Origin of the sequence: Caldalkalibacillus salinus (assembly GCF_016745835.1) — a bacterium.
GTDB classification, from domain to species: Bacteria; Bacillota; Bacilli; order Caldalkalibacillales; family JCM-10596; genus Caldalkalibacillus_A; species Caldalkalibacillus_A salinus.
In genome coordinates this window covers 22,409-39,032 of the sequence record NZ_JAERVL010000030.1, presented here as the reverse complement: position 1 = coordinate 39,032, position 16,624 = coordinate 22,409, and the positions used below count along the sequence as shown (strand labels likewise).

Genomic DNA, 16,624 nt, shown 5'->3' with positions numbered 1-16,624 from the left:
AAAACAGCACTCACTACTAGATCACCGAAACAAATAAAAAGGCGTATGAATAGAATTGTATTCATACGCCTTTTACAATGCACAAGTAATGAATGACTGATATTTACTATAGTTCTAGTTCATGAACAACAAATTTTGGTAAATTGCTACCACTTGGTGTTTCGTAGGTGACGACATACAACGTTTGATCTTGGTAGAATAGGTGACGAATGTCGCCATTTAGAGTTAATTCGTTTTCTTTTGTGAAAGTGCTATAGTCATATACTGTTACCGTTTGATCTTTCGCTGTGAAAAACTTGTTTTGTTCTAGCCCAAACGCGATACTCGTAAAAGTAGTAGACAGTGACGTTACATGTGTCATATCAGTGTCACTATTTTGAGTGGCATGAAAGACCCCACCTGATCCATTAAAAATATATTTACCGTCTGAACTGATATCATAATAGTTTGCTAAGGTGTAACCTCCATGGTACGGCCATCTTGTTTCATCTGTAAATTGCCCATCTTTTATGTGGTAGGATTTGTATTCTTTAGGAGAAGAGTCTGTTGTCATCGTATAAATGCGGTTCATGTCAGGATGCATAACGTTAATACTCCTCTCACGAATCATTGTCGAGTCTATCAGTGCGCCTGTATCTTTATCTAAACTTTGTATATCGGTCCATTGTCCAGAACCAGATTGAACGTAAAGATAATTTTCATCGGCAACAACCCCATAAGGATCAATATCAATTTCAAATCTTTTTGATAGGTTAAGTGTGTTTATGTTCACCACGGCGATTTCACCTGACTGATCTTCTTCCCATCTGTAAGGGCTATGTTCTCCTGTTAGCATAGTAATATAGAGTTTGTCATCATATAGATCCATTCTTTCTGCAGGTAGAGGAAGTGTTACATGTTCGACAGATTGATCCGTAAGGTCTATGACCACTAAGCCGTTATCATCCAATGTGTATAAAATAGGTTCTGTAGGATGGAGCAGGGTTTCTCTAAATGTTTCATCGGTAATAAATGAATCATAAGATGTGATCCAGTCTTCATCTGAGTATGTCTTTTCAGGCTCTGCTTCCTCAGCCGGTTCATCTGAAGGTTCAGAGTTTGCACCACCTTGCCCTGCGATCTCAAGGGCTTCAGGGATTGTAAATTTGAGATTCTGATCAAATGCAATGTCAGACATTTGCCCATAAATCTCATCTACAGTTTCCCCTGTATCAATGTCATAAACTTCTATAGCAAACTCTCCAGTTGCTTTATTGTTATCAAGTTCACTGAATGTAATCATGTAAAAGTCATAGAGCTCCCCATCTAATTCAAGTGAAGTGGTTTGATGTGTTTCGACGTAATTTTTATGACCGATTAAATCCTCTATTAAGTACATGCCCACCAGCTCTTGATCAGTATGTGTATTTGAGAATTGGGCTTCAAATTGTTCATAATCAATATGTTCCGAAATGTTTGCGGACGTATCCATGTAGAAAAAGGAAGGCTCAATGGCTACTGTCATAATAAAAATATGACGAGCTTGGCTATCATAGTGGACATCAGCACCCAAAGATTCTGAGATAAAACGAAGGGGGACGAGGGTTCGACCATTGACCACTTGACTTGCTACATCAATTTCAATATCACGATCATTGACTTTCACGTGTTTACTTCCAATAGGAAGTTCAATAAGCAAATCATTTCTTTCTGCTATGACCACCTTTGTTTCACTGTCATAATGAACAGTGGCATCTAAGGCTTCAAAAATTTTCCGCATAGGGACGAGTGCGCGTCCATCCTTTATAATGACACCTTGGTCAAATGTGAGCGGTTCCCCATTTAAACTAACCGTAATACCTGATGCTGCAGTCAAACGAGGAAAAGTGAGTAGGGTTGATGATACGATAAGTAAAAAAACAAGTCCAATCGATATGAGATTTTTAGTTTTCGGCATGTGTGCCCCTCCCTTATAACGTGTTTTAAGCTACAGATACAATCATACATTTTAACATTCGATAGATAAATAGAAAATATGGGAGTAGGTGCTAAATTTTTACTATTTAATTGACAAGAACGCCAGTGTTCGATATATTTAAACAAATAAATATCGGTCAGAGAATAGGAGAAGGCCAAAAATATCCCGACTAGCCATATCGCTAGTGATATTTTTGGCCTTTTTTTCTTTATCTCCAAAAAGGAAGTGATATACCTAATTTTGTAAGCGTATACAGTTAAAGGGTGCTTATTTTTGAATAGTGCTAGAAAAGGAGGAGAATGTGTGACAGCTTTTGTTGGCGAAATTGTAGGTACGATGTTACTCATTATTTTTGGAGGAGGCGTAGTTGCGGGTGTAAGCTTAGCCCATTCAAAAGCACAAAATGCAGGATGGATGGTTGTGGCTGTCGGGTGGGGCTTGGCTGTCACTTTGGCCGTTTACGCTGTTGGGGATGTAAGTGGTGCTCATATTAATCCTGCTGTGACGATCGGACTGGCGACCATTGGAGACTTCCCGTGGTCACAAGTTCCCTCGTATATCATCGCGCAGATCATCGGTGCTTTTATAGGAAGCGTCATCGTCTGGTTACAATACTTGCCGCACTGGCAAAAGACAAAAAACCAGGAAGCGATTTTAGCTGTATTTTCTACAGGCCCTGCCATTAAGCACAAGCCGTCAAATGTGCTAAGCGAGATGATCGGTACGTTCATCCTCGTATTTGGCTTATTAACGATAGGTACCAATGACTTTACCCAAGGCTTAAATCCTCTCGTTGTCGGCCTGTTGATTGTAGCTATAGGTGTTTCCTTAGGTGGCACGACCGGTTATGCCATTAACCCTGCTCGTGACCTAGGTCCCCGCTTGGCTCATTGGTTATTACCCATTAGGGGAAAAGGCGTTTCAAATTGGGGTTACGCATGGGTACCAGTCGTAGGACCGATCTTAGGAGGTGTGCTTGGTGCACTGGTATATCGCGCTTTGTATATAGGGGAAGGGATGCTCATCACCATAACGACGCTGAGTGTTACGATTGCGTTTTTCCTAATGTACTATGGCGTAGCAAAAGGAAAAGCGGGACACCAAGTAGAAGAAAATAGTAATATGGCATCATAATGACAGTATTGAAAACGTTTAATTATAGAAAACGGAGGGGTAGTGACATGGAGAAAAAATATATTATGGCGTTTGATCAAGGAACGACCAGTTCAAGAGCAATATTATTTAATCAAAAGGGCGATATTGTAGACGTGGCCCAAAAGGAATTTACTCAATACTATCCACAGGGCGGATGGGTAGAACATGACGCCATGGAAATCTGGGGTGCCCAAAGCGGTGTAGCGAGAGAGGTCTTAGAAAAAGTGGGAGCCAAACCTGAAGAGGTGGCCGCTATCGGCATCACGAATCAACGTGAAACGACCGTCGTGTGGGATAAAAATACAGGGAAGCCGATCCATCGCGCTATTGTGTGGCAAGATAGAAGAACGGCAGAGATTTGTGACCAACTCAAAGACAAAGGGATGGAGACAGACATTCGCCAAAGAACTGGATTAGTCATCGACGCTTATTTCTCCGGTACGAAGTTGAAATGGATCCTTGATCATGTAGAGGGTGCACGAGAAAAAGCAGAAAAAGGTGAGCTCTTATTCGGTACGATAGACACATGGCTCATTTGGAAGCTTACAAATGGTAAACAACATGTCACTGATTATACGAATGCCTCGCGAACCATGCTTTATAATATTCGAGATCTGGAATGGGACGATACGTTGTTACAGGCATTGTCCATACCACGCACACTTTTGCCTGAAGTCAAATCATCTAGTGACGATTTCGGCGTGACAGACCCCCATACGTTTGGCGGAGCAGAAATCCCTATCGCGGGAGTAGCGGGCGACCAACAGTCCGCTTTATTTGGCCAGCAGTGCTTTGAGTCTGGTATGGCTAAGAACACTTACGGTACAGGATGCTTTATGCTGATGAATACGGGTACGACACCAGTTGAATCGCATTCTGGGCTGTTAACCACAATTGCTTGGGGCATTGACGGAAAAGTAGAATACGCCTTAGAAGGAAGTATTTTTATTGCTGGTGCTGCTGTTCAATGGCTAAGAGATGGATTAAAGTTAATTGACTCAGCGCCAGATTCAGAATACTACGGTTCAAAAGTAAAGGATGCTGACGGTGTATACGTCGTACCTGCATTCGCTGGTCTAGGGGCACCGTATTGGGATATGTATGCACGTGGGGCCATCTTTGGTCTGACGAGAGGAACGAAAAAAGAACATATTGTGAGAGCGACATTAGATTCATTAGCCTATCAAACGAAGGATGTGTTGAGCGCCATGGAAGCCGACGCAGGGTTGAAACTTAAAGCGTTAAAAGTGGATGGGGGCGCTGTGGCTAATAATCTCATGATGCAGTTTCAGGCCGACATACTCGGGGTTCCTGTTGAAAGACCAATGTTAACGGAGACCACGGCATTCGGCGCCGCGTGTTTGGCAGGATTACAGGTTGGATTTTGGACGAAAGAACAAATACTTGAGAGCACTGAACTAGACCGTCAATTCACCCCTGCCTTAGAGGAGGAAAAGAGAGAGAAGCTCTATAATAAATGGCAAGTAGCCGTAAAGCGTACAATGGAGTGGGAATTAGACGAATAAAAATATGTGATCAATGTAATCTAGAAAGGGCTGGTTACACATGCAGAAGCGTATCGTTGATAAGGTTGAGTCACAGGTCATCGCTGCAATCCAAGACCCTGATAGGATAGAAAAAGCAAAGGTGAGTGAAGCCAATGTAGCCTTTCTATTAACAGGGGACCTACTGAGCATCAAAGACTATGTTCAAACCCTACAGCAGGCCAACATGTATGTCTTTATACATCTTGATTTTATCGAAGGGATCTCCAATGATAAATCAGCCATTACTTATGTGGCCAAAGAATGGCGTCCAGATGGCATTATTACGACGAAAAACCATCTCATTAAAACAGCAAAGGAACAGGGACTCATGACCATTCAACGTATTTTTCTTTTAGATCAGACAGCTTTCAACCGCGGTATTGATATGATACGCCAGTGTCAACCCGATGCAGTGGAAGTATTGCCTGGTCTGATGCCACGTGTCATATATGAACTGACAGAAATGACGCAGACTCCAGTCATCGCCGGTGGACTCATACGGGAGGAACACGAAGTGAAAGAGGCCTTAAAAGCGGGAGCGTTAGCGGTATCTGTAGGCAATCCAAGTTTATGGAGCATTGGATTATAAACGTATTGAATCTTTAGAACATACGACCCCTATTTATAAAACATGTCACAAATCTTTGATCCTCCCTTGTACTTTGTACTAAAATAAGGAAAAATAGAGAGAGAATCATTGGAAAGTAGGGGATCGTATGTCAACTTTATTACAGATCGAACAAGTCACAGGAGGTTATTCGCCATCCAATCCTGTATTACATGACGTTACATTTGATGTCAATCCAGGAGAAATTGTTGCGCTGATCGGTCTTAATGGCGCAGGGAAAAGTACCACTATTAAACATATATTAGGGTTACTACAACCAGTCAAAGGTCAAATTAAAATTAACGGGAAAACCTTTAAAGAAAATCCGGAGCAATATCGATCCCAGTACGGTTTCATTCCTGAGTCCCCTGTGTATTACGAAGAATTAACACTATGGGAACATTTAGAGCTTGTCGCCATGACCTATAACCTTAGTCAGAAAGTATTTGAACAACGAGTCGGTCATCTTTTAAAAGAATTTCGCATGGAAGATAAACAGCATCGTTTTCCAGTTCAATTTTCTAAGGGAATGAAACAAAAACTGATGATTATGATGGCTTTTCTTGTGGAACCGCCATTATACATTATTGATGAACCATTACTCGGTTTAGATCCTCTAGGGATACGTTCACTACTGGAGTGGTTAGAGAAGTGCAAAGAGGACGGCTCAGGGATTTTGATGTCTACACATATTTTGTCCACTGCAGAACGTTACTGTGACCGCTTTGTGATTATCCATGAGGGGCGGGTACAAGCTCAGGGAACGTTAGAGGAATTAAGGGCTCAAAGTGGTCAACCTCAAGCGACATTGGATGATTTATATGTGCAATTAACGGTAGGTGACCCAGTTTGAACACATATGTAAATGAGACGGACCAAGATGTTAAAGCCATATACCAAAAAAGATTTGACCGCCACTTTCGTGAGGCCTCAGGCTATTGGCGTCTGATAGGAAATAGTGGTTTGCTGTTTACAGTTACAGTGTTATTAATATTAACCGCCATCTACTATGAGGATTTCATCGCATGGATTCCGGACTCGGTACCCGTTGATATAATTTTAGCGATCGTGATCGGTGGTGTTTGTAGCATGGGACACCATCGCACGTTTATAAAAGAGGCGGATTTAGTGTTCCTTACCCCTTTAGAACATAAAATGGATGACTATTTTTCTAGGGCATTTGCTTATAATTATGTTGTACAAGCGATTACCGTGTTTGCTCTACTCATCCTATTCGCGCCATTGTTCAATGCCAAGGTGGCACAGTCATCTTACCTGTTTTATTTCGTCATCCCTATCCTATTAAAGGGATGGAACTTACATGGCGTATGGATATACTACCGTCATCCTGATCGTCGGTCACAGCAGGTTTGGCGCTTATATAGAGGACTTGTCTCTATTGGCTTAATTTATTGGTTTTTCGTTGAAGGTGGGATGATCGGTTATTTGTTAGGCGCTATCTTTTTTAGTGCTCTCTTTATTTTTTTCTACCTGCAAGAGAACAAAGTGCGCCATGCGTATCCGTATCATTGGTATCACATACGAGAGGTCAATGAACGACTCGAGAGTCGTTTTTACAGTTTCGTTCACGCCTTTGTTGATGTCCCTCACTTAGCACAAGAAGTTAAACAAAGGACGTGGATTAGCGTTTTAACTAAGGGGTTGAAACGGACTAGACAGAACGCTTATCGTTACTTATACCTCCATACATTTCTCCGTGCAGGAGACTATTTTGGACGGACGGTTCGTTTAGCTGCACTAGGTGCTTTCTTTGTCTTCTGGCTACCGCACTGGTGGGCACAGATGATAGCCATCGGTGCTATCATTTTAATGAATACTGTACAATTAAGAGCGCTTAGGGAACATCACACCCGACATTTTTGGGACGCGATTCTACCTTTACCGTTACAAGTGCAACAAAAATCATACGACTGGCTACGTAACACCGTGATCATTGCACAGCTGATCGTCATGTTAATCGCTGGTGGATTACGCTACTTTATGTAGGTCGTGTTGAAAAACCTAAAAACAGGTTGTAAAAGAGAACGACTTTTAAGGAAAGAGAAAAAGCATAATAGCAAAAGAAAAACGCTTGGGTTGTCCAAGCGTTTTTTCAATGCATTTGTACTATGGGGCAGATCTTTGCCACGTCCAAACCCCAGCTGCGTTGACAAGGACATGGTCTTCGAGACTACATTCAGGACAAACGTTACTGTAACAGTCAAACATCTCTAGCATTTCCTGTTGACACTCTGTACAAACCTTAGACGGATGGTCGTTAAAAGGCGACATGTCGTCAACTCCCTAAATAATCAGAATATTAATATTTATTAAAGTATATTCTGTTGTATGACATAATGTCAATTATTTATTTGGTTATATAACAGTTATTTTTTTATTCGCTTGGAGAGCCAGCTTATAATAGTCTGAAGCTAGTTTGTACTTTCGTGAACGTTTAAAATAATCCCCTAGCTCTTCTGCCAACGGCAGGATGTTTTTATATTGCTCTTGTTTTTCAAAAAATTTAATGGCTGACTTCATCAGTGCCTCATATGCCTCTCTCTGACCTTCTCGTAAACGTAGTCTGGCTTCAATGATGTTAAACTGGTACGCTTCATCTGTATTCTGAGCACTTGGTTTAACTTCTTTTAATAATATGGCAGCATTTTGATACTCTTGTTGTTTTATATATATGTTTAGGATGCAACTGTAAGTCTGATCAATGGTGCTATCTTCCGTATACTTTTTCACTTCAACTGCCCGAAACAAGTGTTGTAGGGCGTCTTGGCAGCGCTGGTTGGCTTCATGTGTAAGGCCCAAATGATGATAGATGTGTCCTTGCTGTACTAAGTCACCATGCTGTTTAGCTAAGTCTAAAGCTTTTGCTAAGGCATTCTCTGCTTGTTGTAATGCCGCGTTTTCCCTATACAGCATCCCTAAAAGGGTGGTGACCTCAGTTACTTTATCCATGCGGTTAACGGCAAGAAACAGTTCCTGTGCTTGCTGTGCATAGTCTATCCCTTTTTGAATATTGGAAGCATAATATAAGGCGTAACCCATGTGGAGATAGATATGAGCCTGTCTAATAGAACGTTGGCACACTTTCAACTGTTTGAGCAGGTACTGTTCACTTTGTTCATATCTTTTATAGTGGAAGGCAATCAACGCTCTGACATGGTAGTAGTGATCCTGTATCATAGTAGACATTAAGTCTATTCTATGCTCATTAATTAAGGGTATAAATTCATTTTGAAAGCAGTGAATGGCTCTTTTAAAGGACTGTGTTTTTATATAAAAGCAACTTAAGAGCAAATAATAAAGTGCCTCTTGGTTAACGGAGGGAATAAAAGGGTGGTCATGCTGAATATTTTTAATAGATTGCTCCGCCTTAACCAGATCCTCATCTAACTGCTGATCCACTAGTTTTAAGAGTTCCTCTAATCCTTTGTCCGTTTCTTGATAACAGACCAAGTAATCGACAGGCAGTTTTAATCTTTTAGCAACGGCTTGTAAAACATTCATGTTTGGTTCGTAGCGACCGGATTCTATATTACTGAGGTGAGAACGAGAGAGAACTCCATGGCATATGTCTTCCTGGGGAATGCCTTTAATTTTACGAATTTTAGAAATCCTTTTGCCAATATGCACTAACATCCCACCTTAACAACGTTTATCCTTATTTTAATCAACTAATAAATGGAAATAAAGAGAGGAAAGTACGAAACTTGTGTGAACATGAAAAATGAGACAGAAGCACTAGAAAGGATAGTTTAATATATACGTCATATCTGAAAATGTTAATATGTTAATGGCAAAAGAAAATAGAGTGCCAATTACCTCATAAATCGCTAGGGTTTCTGGCACTCATTATGTCAACATATTCGCAAGATCTAAGCGGGTTATGTATTAGTATTTGCTATCTGGATGGTGGGTAATGCCAAGAAAGTTTTCAATACGAGTGGTAAGCTCCTGGGCTGTGCTTGCCAAGTCATAATTCGGTATTGAGATATCGCACTTAGGTTGGTATGCCATAATTTCTTCATAGTGCTTTAGGTGGCGGTCAACAGTATCCTTGTCATCTCCACGTTCAATTTGTCTCTGTATGACGGTGTCCTTGTCAGCATGTACAAAGATCGTGAGCGTCTTTGAAAACTCTTGCTTAAAAATCTCACAGCCAGCTGGACTCAATATGGCGAAAAAGCTGTCATGATCATCTAATAACTTCTGACAATCTTCTTTGCGAATACCGTAGAAGTACCCGTCAGACTCTACAACTTCAATAAACTCGTTGTCCGCCCGCATAGCGTTGAATTCACTCTGAGACACAAAATGATACTCATTTCCTTCAGTTTCCTTTGGTCGTCTTTCACGAGTCGTAAACGACACGACACGTGGAATGCCGAGTGTGACACCAATGGCCTCTGCAAGTGTAAACCTTCCTGACCCATCAGGCCCAACGAATAATAGTGCTCTACCCTCCATATGAGTCATCTCCTCCTTAGCTGTCATTTTCATATTATTCTTAATAGTATATCATGACGGGTACGATAATAATAGAGAGAAAAAAGCCTCAAACTGATAAGGTTACGTGATGTCATTAGTGAAATATGATGCAAATTATTCTATAATTTAAAATAAACACAATAAAGAATACTAGTTTTGCTAGCGTAAAAAATCAGCGTCTTAACGGATGGCATGAAAAAGGACGGATGAACGAATGGAAAGTATAGAGAGAAACCAGCGTACGCCAAATATGAAGGAATGGTCTGAGGAGATCGATACAAATAGAGGTATTATCTTTGATATGGATAATACGCTACTACATTCGAGCATTGACTTTCAGGGGATGAGGGAAGATCTTATTTACGCCTTACATAAAGAACAGATCGGTCATAAAAAGGATCTGGAACAGTTATCGACTCCCGCGCAAATCATAGAATATGCACGTGACTGGTTCACAACTTATCCTGAGACAGATATAGAAGCCACGCTTTGGGAGATAGTGAAGCAACATGAGAAAGTGGGTATGGCTTCTGCAGCGTTAGAACCAGGTGCCTTGGAGTGTGTACAATACTTAGCTTCACAAGGTGTCCTACTCACGGTCGTAACCAATAATGCGTGGGAAAGTGCACAATACGCCCTAGAGCGTACTAAATTACGACGTTATTTTCAACTATTAGTTGGCCGCGAACAAATGGAAAAATTAAAACCGTCACCTTCAGGGGTGTTTTATGTCCTACACCACTACCCTCAGGTATCTTCCTGGGTCATGGTTGGGGACGCGTGGATTGATGGCAAAGCGGCACAAGAGGCTGAAGTTCCTTTCATCGCTTATAAAGGGAGTGAAGTCGATATGCAGAACCATGATGTCGACGTGCTCACTTATGTGGATGGACATCAAAGTTTAGTAGAATGGATGAAAAGACACGGATTTAAGAGGTGACAACCATTGGAGCAGATAGAAGAACACTATATGATACGCAGAATAACTGCAAAGGACCAAACCGCTATTGAAAACATGGACACAGGTTTGGAATCTGATTACATAAAAATGGTATTTCCTTGGATTGTGAAGGAAGACGTCCTTTATGGTGCTTTTATTGGGGAGACACTCGTAGGTTTAATAGGCTATCATGTTTTTGAAGGGAAATTTGTGGTTCTAGGCCGGTTACGCGTGGCTGTTCCCTACCGTAAACAAGGGTTAGCACAATTTTTAATGGCTAAGGCTTTCAACGAAGTAAAAACAAATAAGGATTATCGGTGGGTAGGATTAGCGACACAAGAAAATAACCTAGCTGTTCACCACATAGCACGACATCTAAACATGAGTCATGTGGCCCGTTTCCATGCATGTCAATTGCATGAAGAGGGTAAAAAGGCGTTAGAAGCCTGGTGTCGCAACGAGTATGAAGCACAGCCCAAGAAGGCGTGGACACGTCTGAGACGCCCGGAGGATAAGCGTGCTTTACTACAGTCGTTAGAAGGACAAGCAACATCTTTGGGCATGTTTCCATATCAATGTTATTATCCGCTTCCTTATGATCAAGAGTTGTTCAGCGATGCTTATCTAGATCAATGTGAAGCCTGGGTTAGTGGGGAAGAGTGTATCCTCTTCAATGCTGATACTAAGGGAGTAGACTACCTGCACCTCAAATATTTTGGTGAGCGCTTGTTTGAGCAACCGGATATATGGTCTATCGTGTTGGATCACGCTGAGAAATACAATCAAACGATTTGGATTGATGTGAATCAGACTCATTATGACCTCATGCCAAAAGAGTGGTTCACCGTAGATGAACCATGGCATCTTTATGGACAATACCTTAAAACAGAACCCCATCTAACGCCATAACTTGGGTTTGGCGTTGATGGGGTTCCGTGCTAAATGTAAAGGATTCAAAATCTCAAAAAGCAATATTTGACTGTAATCTAACTTTCCTCTACAACCTCTGAAACGATATGAATAAGATCATCCATGGTGGCATATCCTTGGTGTTTGGCCGTTACTTCGCCTTCACTGTTTACTACGAATGTCGTAGGAATGGCCATAACGTTATACTGATCGGCAACTTTTCCTTCTTCATCTAATAAAACAGGAAAAGTGAAACCATACTCTTCAACGAAACTTTCCACTTGTGGGATGTCGTCAACATCCGTTAAATTGATGGCGTAGATGTCGATGTGTTCCCCATATTCCTCATATACCTTGACCATGTCAGGTGCTTCAAGCTTACAGGGACCACACCAAGAAGCCCAGAAGTTAATTAAAACAGGTTTATCTGTTGAATCCAGACTGTATTCTTCCCCTGTATGTAGGTGTTCTAGGAAAAAGGAAGGGGCTTGAAAACCAACTTCAGCTTTGACCTCTTGAGATCCCATGACCTCTGACGTTTCATTTTCATCTGCCTCATGATGATCGCCCGGTTGGGTGCCAGCAGAAACAGGAAAATCATTGTCATCAGTAGCGGGGGAATTATCGGTCTGTGACGTGTAAAAGGTAATCGTCATCACGGCAATGAGGAGCAATAGGAATAGACCTTTGGACTTCACTTACGTCATACACTCCTTCCTTTTAAACTAGGATTTAGAACTTTTACAGTTAAGCTATTCTTTATATTATTACTATTTAGTCTACCACAAAGGAAGAAGAATTATATATGAACAAACCGTGAAACCCCAAAAAATAAAAAGAAAACGCTCAGATGGCCCTGAGCGTTTCTAGCTGGATCATTTATATTTTTATCGTACTCATCCCAGTTTGAGGTGTCTTCGACTTCAACTACAGCTCATGCAAGGATGAAATAAGCTATGACAGATAACTTAGTTCCAAGCCCGGTCGTATTGACGAGGTCCTTCAATACTTACACCTAATTGAGCGGCCGCAGTCCGTGGCCAGTAAGGGTCTCTTAGTAATTCACGGGCAAGAAAGATTAAGTCAGCACGTTCATTCTTTAGGATCTCCTCCGCTTGTAAACCGTGAGTGATCAGACCCACTGCCCCTGTTTCTATGTCAGCCTGACGTTTAATTTTTTCAGCAAAAGTGACTTGATAACCAGGATAAACGTCTATAGAGGCCGGAACAACCCCACCTGAACTACAATCAATGAGATCGACGCCTTGGGCTTTCATACGCTGGGCGTACTCGACATAATCTTCAATGCTCATCCCTTCCTGATGGTAGTCACTAGAGGAGATTCTGACAAAAATAGGACCATCCCATACTTCTTTTACACGATCAATCGTTTGTTCAAGAAAACGATAGCGGCGATTCTGATCTCCGCCATACTCATCAGTTCTATGATTGGTTAGAGGGGATAAAAATTCGTTAATGAGATAACCGTGGGCGCCGTGTATTTCAATAATATCAAAGCCGGCCTCTTTAGCTCTACGTGCACCGTCAACAAACGCTTGAATTGTAGCATCAATCTGTTCAACGGTCATTTCCTCTGGAACTTTACTTTTATCATTAAAAGGAATAGCACTTGGTGCAAAGATAGAACCTTCTAGTTCTGCCTTACGCCCGGCGTGAGCAAGTTGAATAGCCGCTTTTGACCCGTATGAGTGAATCTCTTGGACAAGCCCTTTAAGCCCCGTCACATGTTCGTCACTCCAAATACCTAGGTCCTTTGCCGAAATTCTACCTTCAGGTCTGATAGCACTCGCTTCAAGCATAATCAATCCCACTTGCCCAACCGCACGGGAAATATAGTGTGTGTGATGGAATGGAGTAACTTTACCGTCTTCGTCCTCACAAGAATACATACACATCGGGGACATCACGATACGATTTTTTAAGGTCACATTTTTAATTTTGTGTGGTTCGAATAACATAGACATATGACACCCTCCTAAGTCTCATTATATATCGAATATAAGCTTCGATTATCTAAATAACAATTAGGATTTTATCATGCGTCGATCCATACGTCATGAAAAATGCTTAGGATCAATAAGAGAGAAGAAGTGGTCATACATCTTACGTCAACCTTCTTTATCAGACCTGCTGTTTATCACGGTTCTTACGATCTGGGTCAGTACGAGCTTGTTTTTGGTGATCTGTGGCGTGTCCTGATTTTTTGTTAGCGCTCGTTTTAAGACGCTGACGTAGTGTTCTTTCATTTATCTTCCGCTGGATAAAGGCGAGTATATCCTTCGTTTTAATCCGATCCGTCATTCACCAAACCCTCCAATTTTTAGCGTTATACTATTGTATGACGAGCGTGTACTAGAATATACGTACTAGATAATAGGTTGGAAGGAAGAGGCGTGACTTTACATACGTAGGAGGGGTATACTAACATAAAAGGAGAAGAAAGGGTCCGTTCTATGGTAAGACATAGCATTGTTTCAAAGTGATATTATAAGTTTAAGGAGGACTTGTCATGGTCAAAGAAACATTGAAAGTCGAGGGAATGTCATGTGGACACTGTGTATCTTCAGTTGAAGGTAGTGTAGGAGAAATTCAAGGTGTCTCATCCGTTAAGGTGAATCTAGATCAGGGTCTAGTCGATGTAGAGTATGATAGCAAAGTTGTCAATCTAGATAAAATTAAGGAAACCATCGATGAACAAGGTTTTGACGTGGTCAGTGCATAGAACTGCAAATCAATATGTGATAAAGGATCGTGTGACCTTTTAAGGTGACACGCTTCTTTTCAAAAAACACATACCCCGTAAGGGTATACAGGTCCAATGGTTGCCTCCTCCAAGGCCAGGTTCACATTCGCTTGTGATATCCCATATCAATACTGTTATACTGGAGGCCCACCCGACACACCCATTCTAGGCGTTGCATAGTATGAATACATGTCATATTGCTTTGGCCGCCATTTTGAACATATGGAATAACGGCTTCAGACTAAGAATATGGTAAGAATAAAAAGGACATGGGTGCAACGGCAGGAAAGAGGAGTGAGGTCATGGCTTTAGGTAAGATCGGTATTTTTAAAGTGAACGAGGTAGCAGGAAATAGTTCCATTAACTTCGGTCCCTCTATCCACAAGGGTTTAAAAGCTGATGAAAAGGCTATTGGCGGGCAGGCGCTTATAGGAGACTATAATTTAGCTAAAAACATGGAATGGAACGTTTCGGTAGACCCAGATGGTAAGGATCAAGTGATGAAAAAATACTAGTTAAACAATAAAACAAAGAGAGCTCAGGTCGCAGTCATTTGGCCTGGGCTTTTTTGTGATTGACGTTGCGTTTAATCAGAGCTCATAGATAACCAGAACTTGGACAAAATAAAAAAAACACCTGCTAGGGGAGATTGTCATGTTCTTCAAATTTAATAAGACTTTAAAGAAAAACAACAAACAACAAGAGACTGACCCGTACCAAGAACAAAATAATACTTCCACATCCAAAAAAAGTAACCCACAGGATAGACTCACCTTTAAAAGTGTTAAACATGCCATGCAATCGTTTAAATCTTTTTTCCATCATAGTAACGATCTCGTCATACGCGAAGTGAGTATTCAAAATTCTAAAGCTCTGGTTATCTTTTTTGAGAATTTAGTGGACAAAAATATTATAGATAGAGATGTACTGAAACGTTTGATTAAGCTTGATGCTGGGTATCATCTTGAAGATTTAATTGAAAAATTCCCTCTAGAAGACTCAAATTTTACGAGCACAAAGGAACAAGTAGCAGATAAAATACTGCGAGGCTGGGTTTATATCTACATAGAGAAGGTGCAGGAAGGTTTTATGTTTGATGCTGCTAGTGTACCTGCAAGGAATATCACATCTCCAGAAGTGGAGACACACATCCTAGGACCCCAAGTCGCTTTTGCTGAAAATCTTAGCACCAATATTTCATTGATACGTAACTACATACGTAATCCCGATTTAGTGACAGAATCCATAAAAGCGGGTGAGGTCTCAAAAACAGAAGTGACAGTCATGTATGTGCATGGTCTTGCTGATCCTGAGAATGTCCATACCGTTCGGCAAAGAATTAAGGATTTGGATTTTGATGGCATTATAGACTCCAATATCCTTGTACAGTTGATTGAGGATAACTCAACCACGATATTTCCTCAAATTAGTGTGACTGAACGTCCTGATACTGTTGGGTCATCCTTACTTGAAGGTAAAGTCGCTATCTTGGTTGATGGCAGTCCGTTTGTCGTAACATGTCCGAACACGTTTATAGATTTCTTTTCCACAAACGAGGATAGTTATATTCGTTGGAACATGGCTACCTTTATCCGTATGGTCCGTTTGATCGCCATGGCCTTATCTGTTTTGTTCACACCGATGTATGTGGCCTCTGTGACCTATCATTATGAAGTTATTCCACAAGCCATGTTAGTGCCGTTAGCCGAATCGAGGTCTAGAGTACCATTTCCTCCTTTATTCGAAGCGCTTTTATTAGAATTTATTATTGAGCTATTACGAGAAGCTGGGGCTCGTCTACCCGCTAAAGTCGGTCAAACGATGGGGATCGTCGGCGGTATTGTGATAGGGCAAGCAGCCGTACAGGCTGGTTTTACAAGTAACATTCTCATCATGATTGTCGCATTGGGGGCTTTAGCTTCCTTTACGGCTCCTAGTTATTTGATGGGGACAGCCATTCGTGTCATTCGATTTCCAATGATTATTATGGCTGGACTATGGGGATTTATCGGTATGATGTTTGGGGTCACCTTTTTACTTCTCCATCTGATACGTCAGACGAGCTTAGGGAGACCTTACTTGGCACCCGTTTATCCTCTGCGTATATCCGACCTCAAGGATAGTATCGTACGTTTACCATGGCAATTTTTCAACAAACGTCCTGTGTTTACACGTAATCATAGCGATAAGAGAACACATGCCCAGTCGTTAGCCAAAGAGAAAGATATAGATGAATAGGTGA

The 16,624-nt window shown here is 41.3% G+C and carries 17 protein-coding genes; 10 read left to right on the top strand and 7 right to left on the bottom strand.

Annotated elements, in window-relative coordinates; all coding sequences use genetic code 11:
• Positions 1–106 precede the first annotated feature (106 nt).
• Positions 107–1,936, bottom strand: a complete 1,830-nt coding sequence (locus JKM87_RS15840) for a copper amine oxidase N-terminal domain-containing protein (RefSeq protein ID WP_202081349.1) — start codon at positions 1,934–1,936, stop codon at positions 107–109.
• A 324-nt stretch (positions 1,937–2,260) separates the two neighbouring features.
• On the opposite strand from JKM87_RS15840, the gene JKM87_RS15835 reads away from it, so the two are divergent.
• The 5 genes from JKM87_RS15835 to JKM87_RS15815 all read left to right on the top strand — a co-directional run bounded on the left by JKM87_RS15835 (position 2,261) and on the right by JKM87_RS15815 (position 7,273).
• A complete protein-coding gene (locus JKM87_RS15835) occupies positions 2,261–3,091 on the top strand; it encodes an MIP family channel protein (RefSeq protein WP_202081348.1) in 831 nt (276 codons plus the stop codon).
• A gap of 47 nt (positions 3,092–3,138) precedes the next feature.
• The gene (glpK, locus tag JKM87_RS15830) at positions 3,139–4,638 is read left to right on the top strand and encodes a glycerol kinase GlpK (RefSeq protein WP_202081347.1); all 1,500 of its coding nucleotides are present in this window, start codon (positions 3,139–3,141) and stop codon (positions 4,636–4,638) included.
• A 40-nt stretch (positions 4,639–4,678) separates the two neighbouring features.
• Positions 4,679–5,248 (top strand): glycerol-3-phosphate responsive antiterminator, encoded by a 570-nt coding sequence (locus tag JKM87_RS15825; protein WP_202081346.1) that lies wholly within the window; start codon positions 4,679–4,681, stop codon positions 5,246–5,248.
• A 127-nt stretch (positions 5,249–5,375) separates the two neighbouring features.
• On the top strand, positions 5,376–6,119 hold the full coding sequence (locus tag JKM87_RS15820) for an ABC transporter ATP-binding protein (protein ID WP_202081345.1): 744 nt from the start codon (positions 5,376–5,378) through the stop codon (positions 6,117–6,119).
• Positions 6,116–7,273, top strand: a complete 1,158-nt coding sequence (locus tag JKM87_RS15815; protein ID WP_202081344.1) for an ABC transporter permease — start codon at positions 6,116–6,118, stop codon at positions 7,271–7,273. The genes JKM87_RS15820 and JKM87_RS15815 overlap by 4 nt, the downstream gene beginning before the upstream one ends.
• Before the next feature lie 120 nt (positions 7,274–7,393).
• On the opposite strand, the gene yhfH is transcribed toward JKM87_RS15815, so the two are convergent.
• From yhfH to JKM87_RS15800, 3 genes are all read right to left on the bottom strand, one after another.
• Positions 7,394–7,558 (bottom strand): protein YhfH, encoded by a 165-nt coding sequence (gene yhfH, locus JKM87_RS15810; protein ID WP_202081343.1) that lies wholly within the window; start codon positions 7,556–7,558, stop codon positions 7,394–7,396.
• 84 nt (positions 7,559–7,642) lie between these two features.
• Positions 7,643–8,920 (bottom strand): helix-turn-helix domain-containing protein, encoded by a 1,278-nt coding sequence (locus JKM87_RS15805; RefSeq protein WP_272899224.1) that lies wholly within the window; start codon positions 8,918–8,920, stop codon positions 7,643–7,645.
• A 252-nt stretch (positions 8,921–9,172) separates the two neighbouring features.
• Positions 9,173–9,748, bottom strand: coding sequence for a guanylate kinase (locus tag JKM87_RS15800; protein WP_202081341.1), 576 nt, complete (start codon positions 9,746–9,748; stop codon positions 9,173–9,175).
• Positions 9,749–9,983: 235 nt separating this feature from the next.
• Between JKM87_RS15800 and JKM87_RS15795 the strand changes: the two genes are divergently transcribed.
• Together JKM87_RS15795 and JKM87_RS15790 are read left to right on the top strand one after the other, a co-directional pair.
• Positions 9,984–10,709 carry an HAD family hydrolase gene (locus JKM87_RS15795; RefSeq protein WP_202081340.1) on the top strand — a complete coding sequence of 242 codons (726 nt, stop codon included), beginning with the start codon at positions 9,984–9,986 and terminating at the stop codon, positions 10,707–10,709.
• 6 nt (positions 10,710–10,715) lie between these two features.
• Positions 10,716–11,618, top strand: a complete 903-nt coding sequence (locus JKM87_RS15790; protein WP_202081339.1) for a GNAT family N-acetyltransferase — start codon at positions 10,716–10,718, stop codon at positions 11,616–11,618.
• 77 nt (positions 11,619–11,695) lie between these two features.
• Here JKM87_RS15790 and JKM87_RS15785 read toward each other — a convergent pair whose 3' ends face one another.
• From JKM87_RS15785 to JKM87_RS15775, 3 genes are all read right to left on the bottom strand, one after another.
• Entirely contained in the window at positions 11,696–12,316 is a 621-nt protein-coding gene (locus JKM87_RS15785; RefSeq protein WP_202081338.1) for a redoxin domain-containing protein, read from the bottom strand.
• A 270-nt stretch (positions 12,317–12,586) separates the two neighbouring features.
• Complete coding sequence (namA, locus tag JKM87_RS15780; RefSeq protein WP_202081337.1) at positions 12,587–13,603, bottom strand: NADPH dehydrogenase NamA; 1,017 nt, start codon at positions 13,601–13,603, stop codon at positions 12,587–12,589.
• A gap of 157 nt (positions 13,604–13,760) precedes the next feature.
• Complete coding sequence (locus tag JKM87_RS15775) at positions 13,761–13,940, bottom strand: hypothetical protein (protein ID WP_202081336.1); 180 nt, start codon at positions 13,938–13,940, stop codon at positions 13,761–13,763.
• A 208-nt stretch (positions 13,941–14,148) separates the two neighbouring features.
• On the opposite strand from JKM87_RS15775, the gene copZ reads away from it, so the two are divergent.
• The 3 genes from copZ (at position 14,149) to JKM87_RS15760 (ending at position 16,620) form a co-directional block, all read left to right on the top strand.
• Positions 14,149–14,361 (top strand): copper chaperone CopZ, encoded by a 213-nt coding sequence (copZ, locus tag JKM87_RS15770; RefSeq protein WP_202081335.1) that lies wholly within the window; start codon positions 14,149–14,151, stop codon positions 14,359–14,361.
• Positions 14,362–14,684: 323 nt separating this feature from the next.
• Positions 14,685–14,897: a spore germination protein gene (locus JKM87_RS15765; RefSeq protein ID WP_202081334.1), complete on the top strand. Its 213-nt coding sequence runs from the start codon at positions 14,685–14,687 to the stop codon at positions 14,895–14,897.
• A gap of 139 nt (positions 14,898–15,036) precedes the next feature.
• Positions 15,037–16,620 (top strand): spore germination protein, encoded by a 1,584-nt coding sequence (locus tag JKM87_RS15760; RefSeq protein ID WP_202081333.1) that lies wholly within the window; start codon positions 15,037–15,039, stop codon positions 16,618–16,620.
• Positions 16,621–16,624 lie beyond the last annotated feature (4 nt).

Bases quoted from the DNA above. Each gene is read 5' to 3' on its own strand.
- JKM87_RS15805 (WP_272899224.1), bottom strand. From the start codon at position 8,920: ATGTTAGTGCATATTGGCAAAAGGATTTCTAAAATTCGTAAAATTAAA.
- JKM87_RS15775 (WP_202081336.1), bottom strand. From the start codon at position 13,940: ATGACGGATCGGATTAAAACGAAGGATATACTCGCCTTTATCCAGCGG.
- JKM87_RS15840 (WP_202081349.1), bottom strand. From the start codon at position 1,936: ATGCCGAAAACTAAAAATCTCATATCGATTGGACTTGTTTTTTTACTT.
- glpK (WP_202081347.1), top strand. From the start codon at position 3,139: ATGGAGAAAAAATATATTATGGCGTTTGATCAAGGAACGACCAGTTCA.
- namA (WP_202081337.1), bottom strand. From the start codon at position 13,603: ATGTCTATGTTATTCGAACCACACAAAATTAAAAATGTGACCTTAAAA.
- copZ (WP_202081335.1), top strand. From the start codon at position 14,149: ATGGTCAAAGAAACATTGAAAGTCGAGGGAATGTCATGTGGACACTGT.
- JKM87_RS15820 (WP_202081345.1), top strand. From the start codon at position 5,376: ATGTCAACTTTATTACAGATCGAACAAGTCACAGGAGGTTATTCGCCA.
- JKM87_RS15760 (WP_202081333.1), top strand. From the start codon at position 15,037: ATGTTCTTCAAATTTAATAAGACTTTAAAGAAAAACAACAAACAACAA.
- JKM87_RS15800 (WP_202081341.1), bottom strand. From the start codon at position 9,748: ATGGAGGGTAGAGCACTATTATTCGTTGGGCCTGATGGGTCAGGAAGG.
- JKM87_RS15795 (WP_202081340.1), top strand. From the start codon at position 9,984: ATGGAAAGTATAGAGAGAAACCAGCGTACGCCAAATATGAAGGAATGG.
- yhfH (WP_202081343.1), bottom strand. From the start codon at position 7,558: ATGTCGCCTTTTAACGACCATCCGTCTAAGGTTTGTACAGAGTGTCAA.
- JKM87_RS15765 (WP_202081334.1), top strand. From the start codon at position 14,685: ATGGCTTTAGGTAAGATCGGTATTTTTAAAGTGAACGAGGTAGCAGGA.
- JKM87_RS15825 (WP_202081346.1), top strand. From the start codon at position 4,679: ATGCAGAAGCGTATCGTTGATAAGGTTGAGTCACAGGTCATCGCTGCA.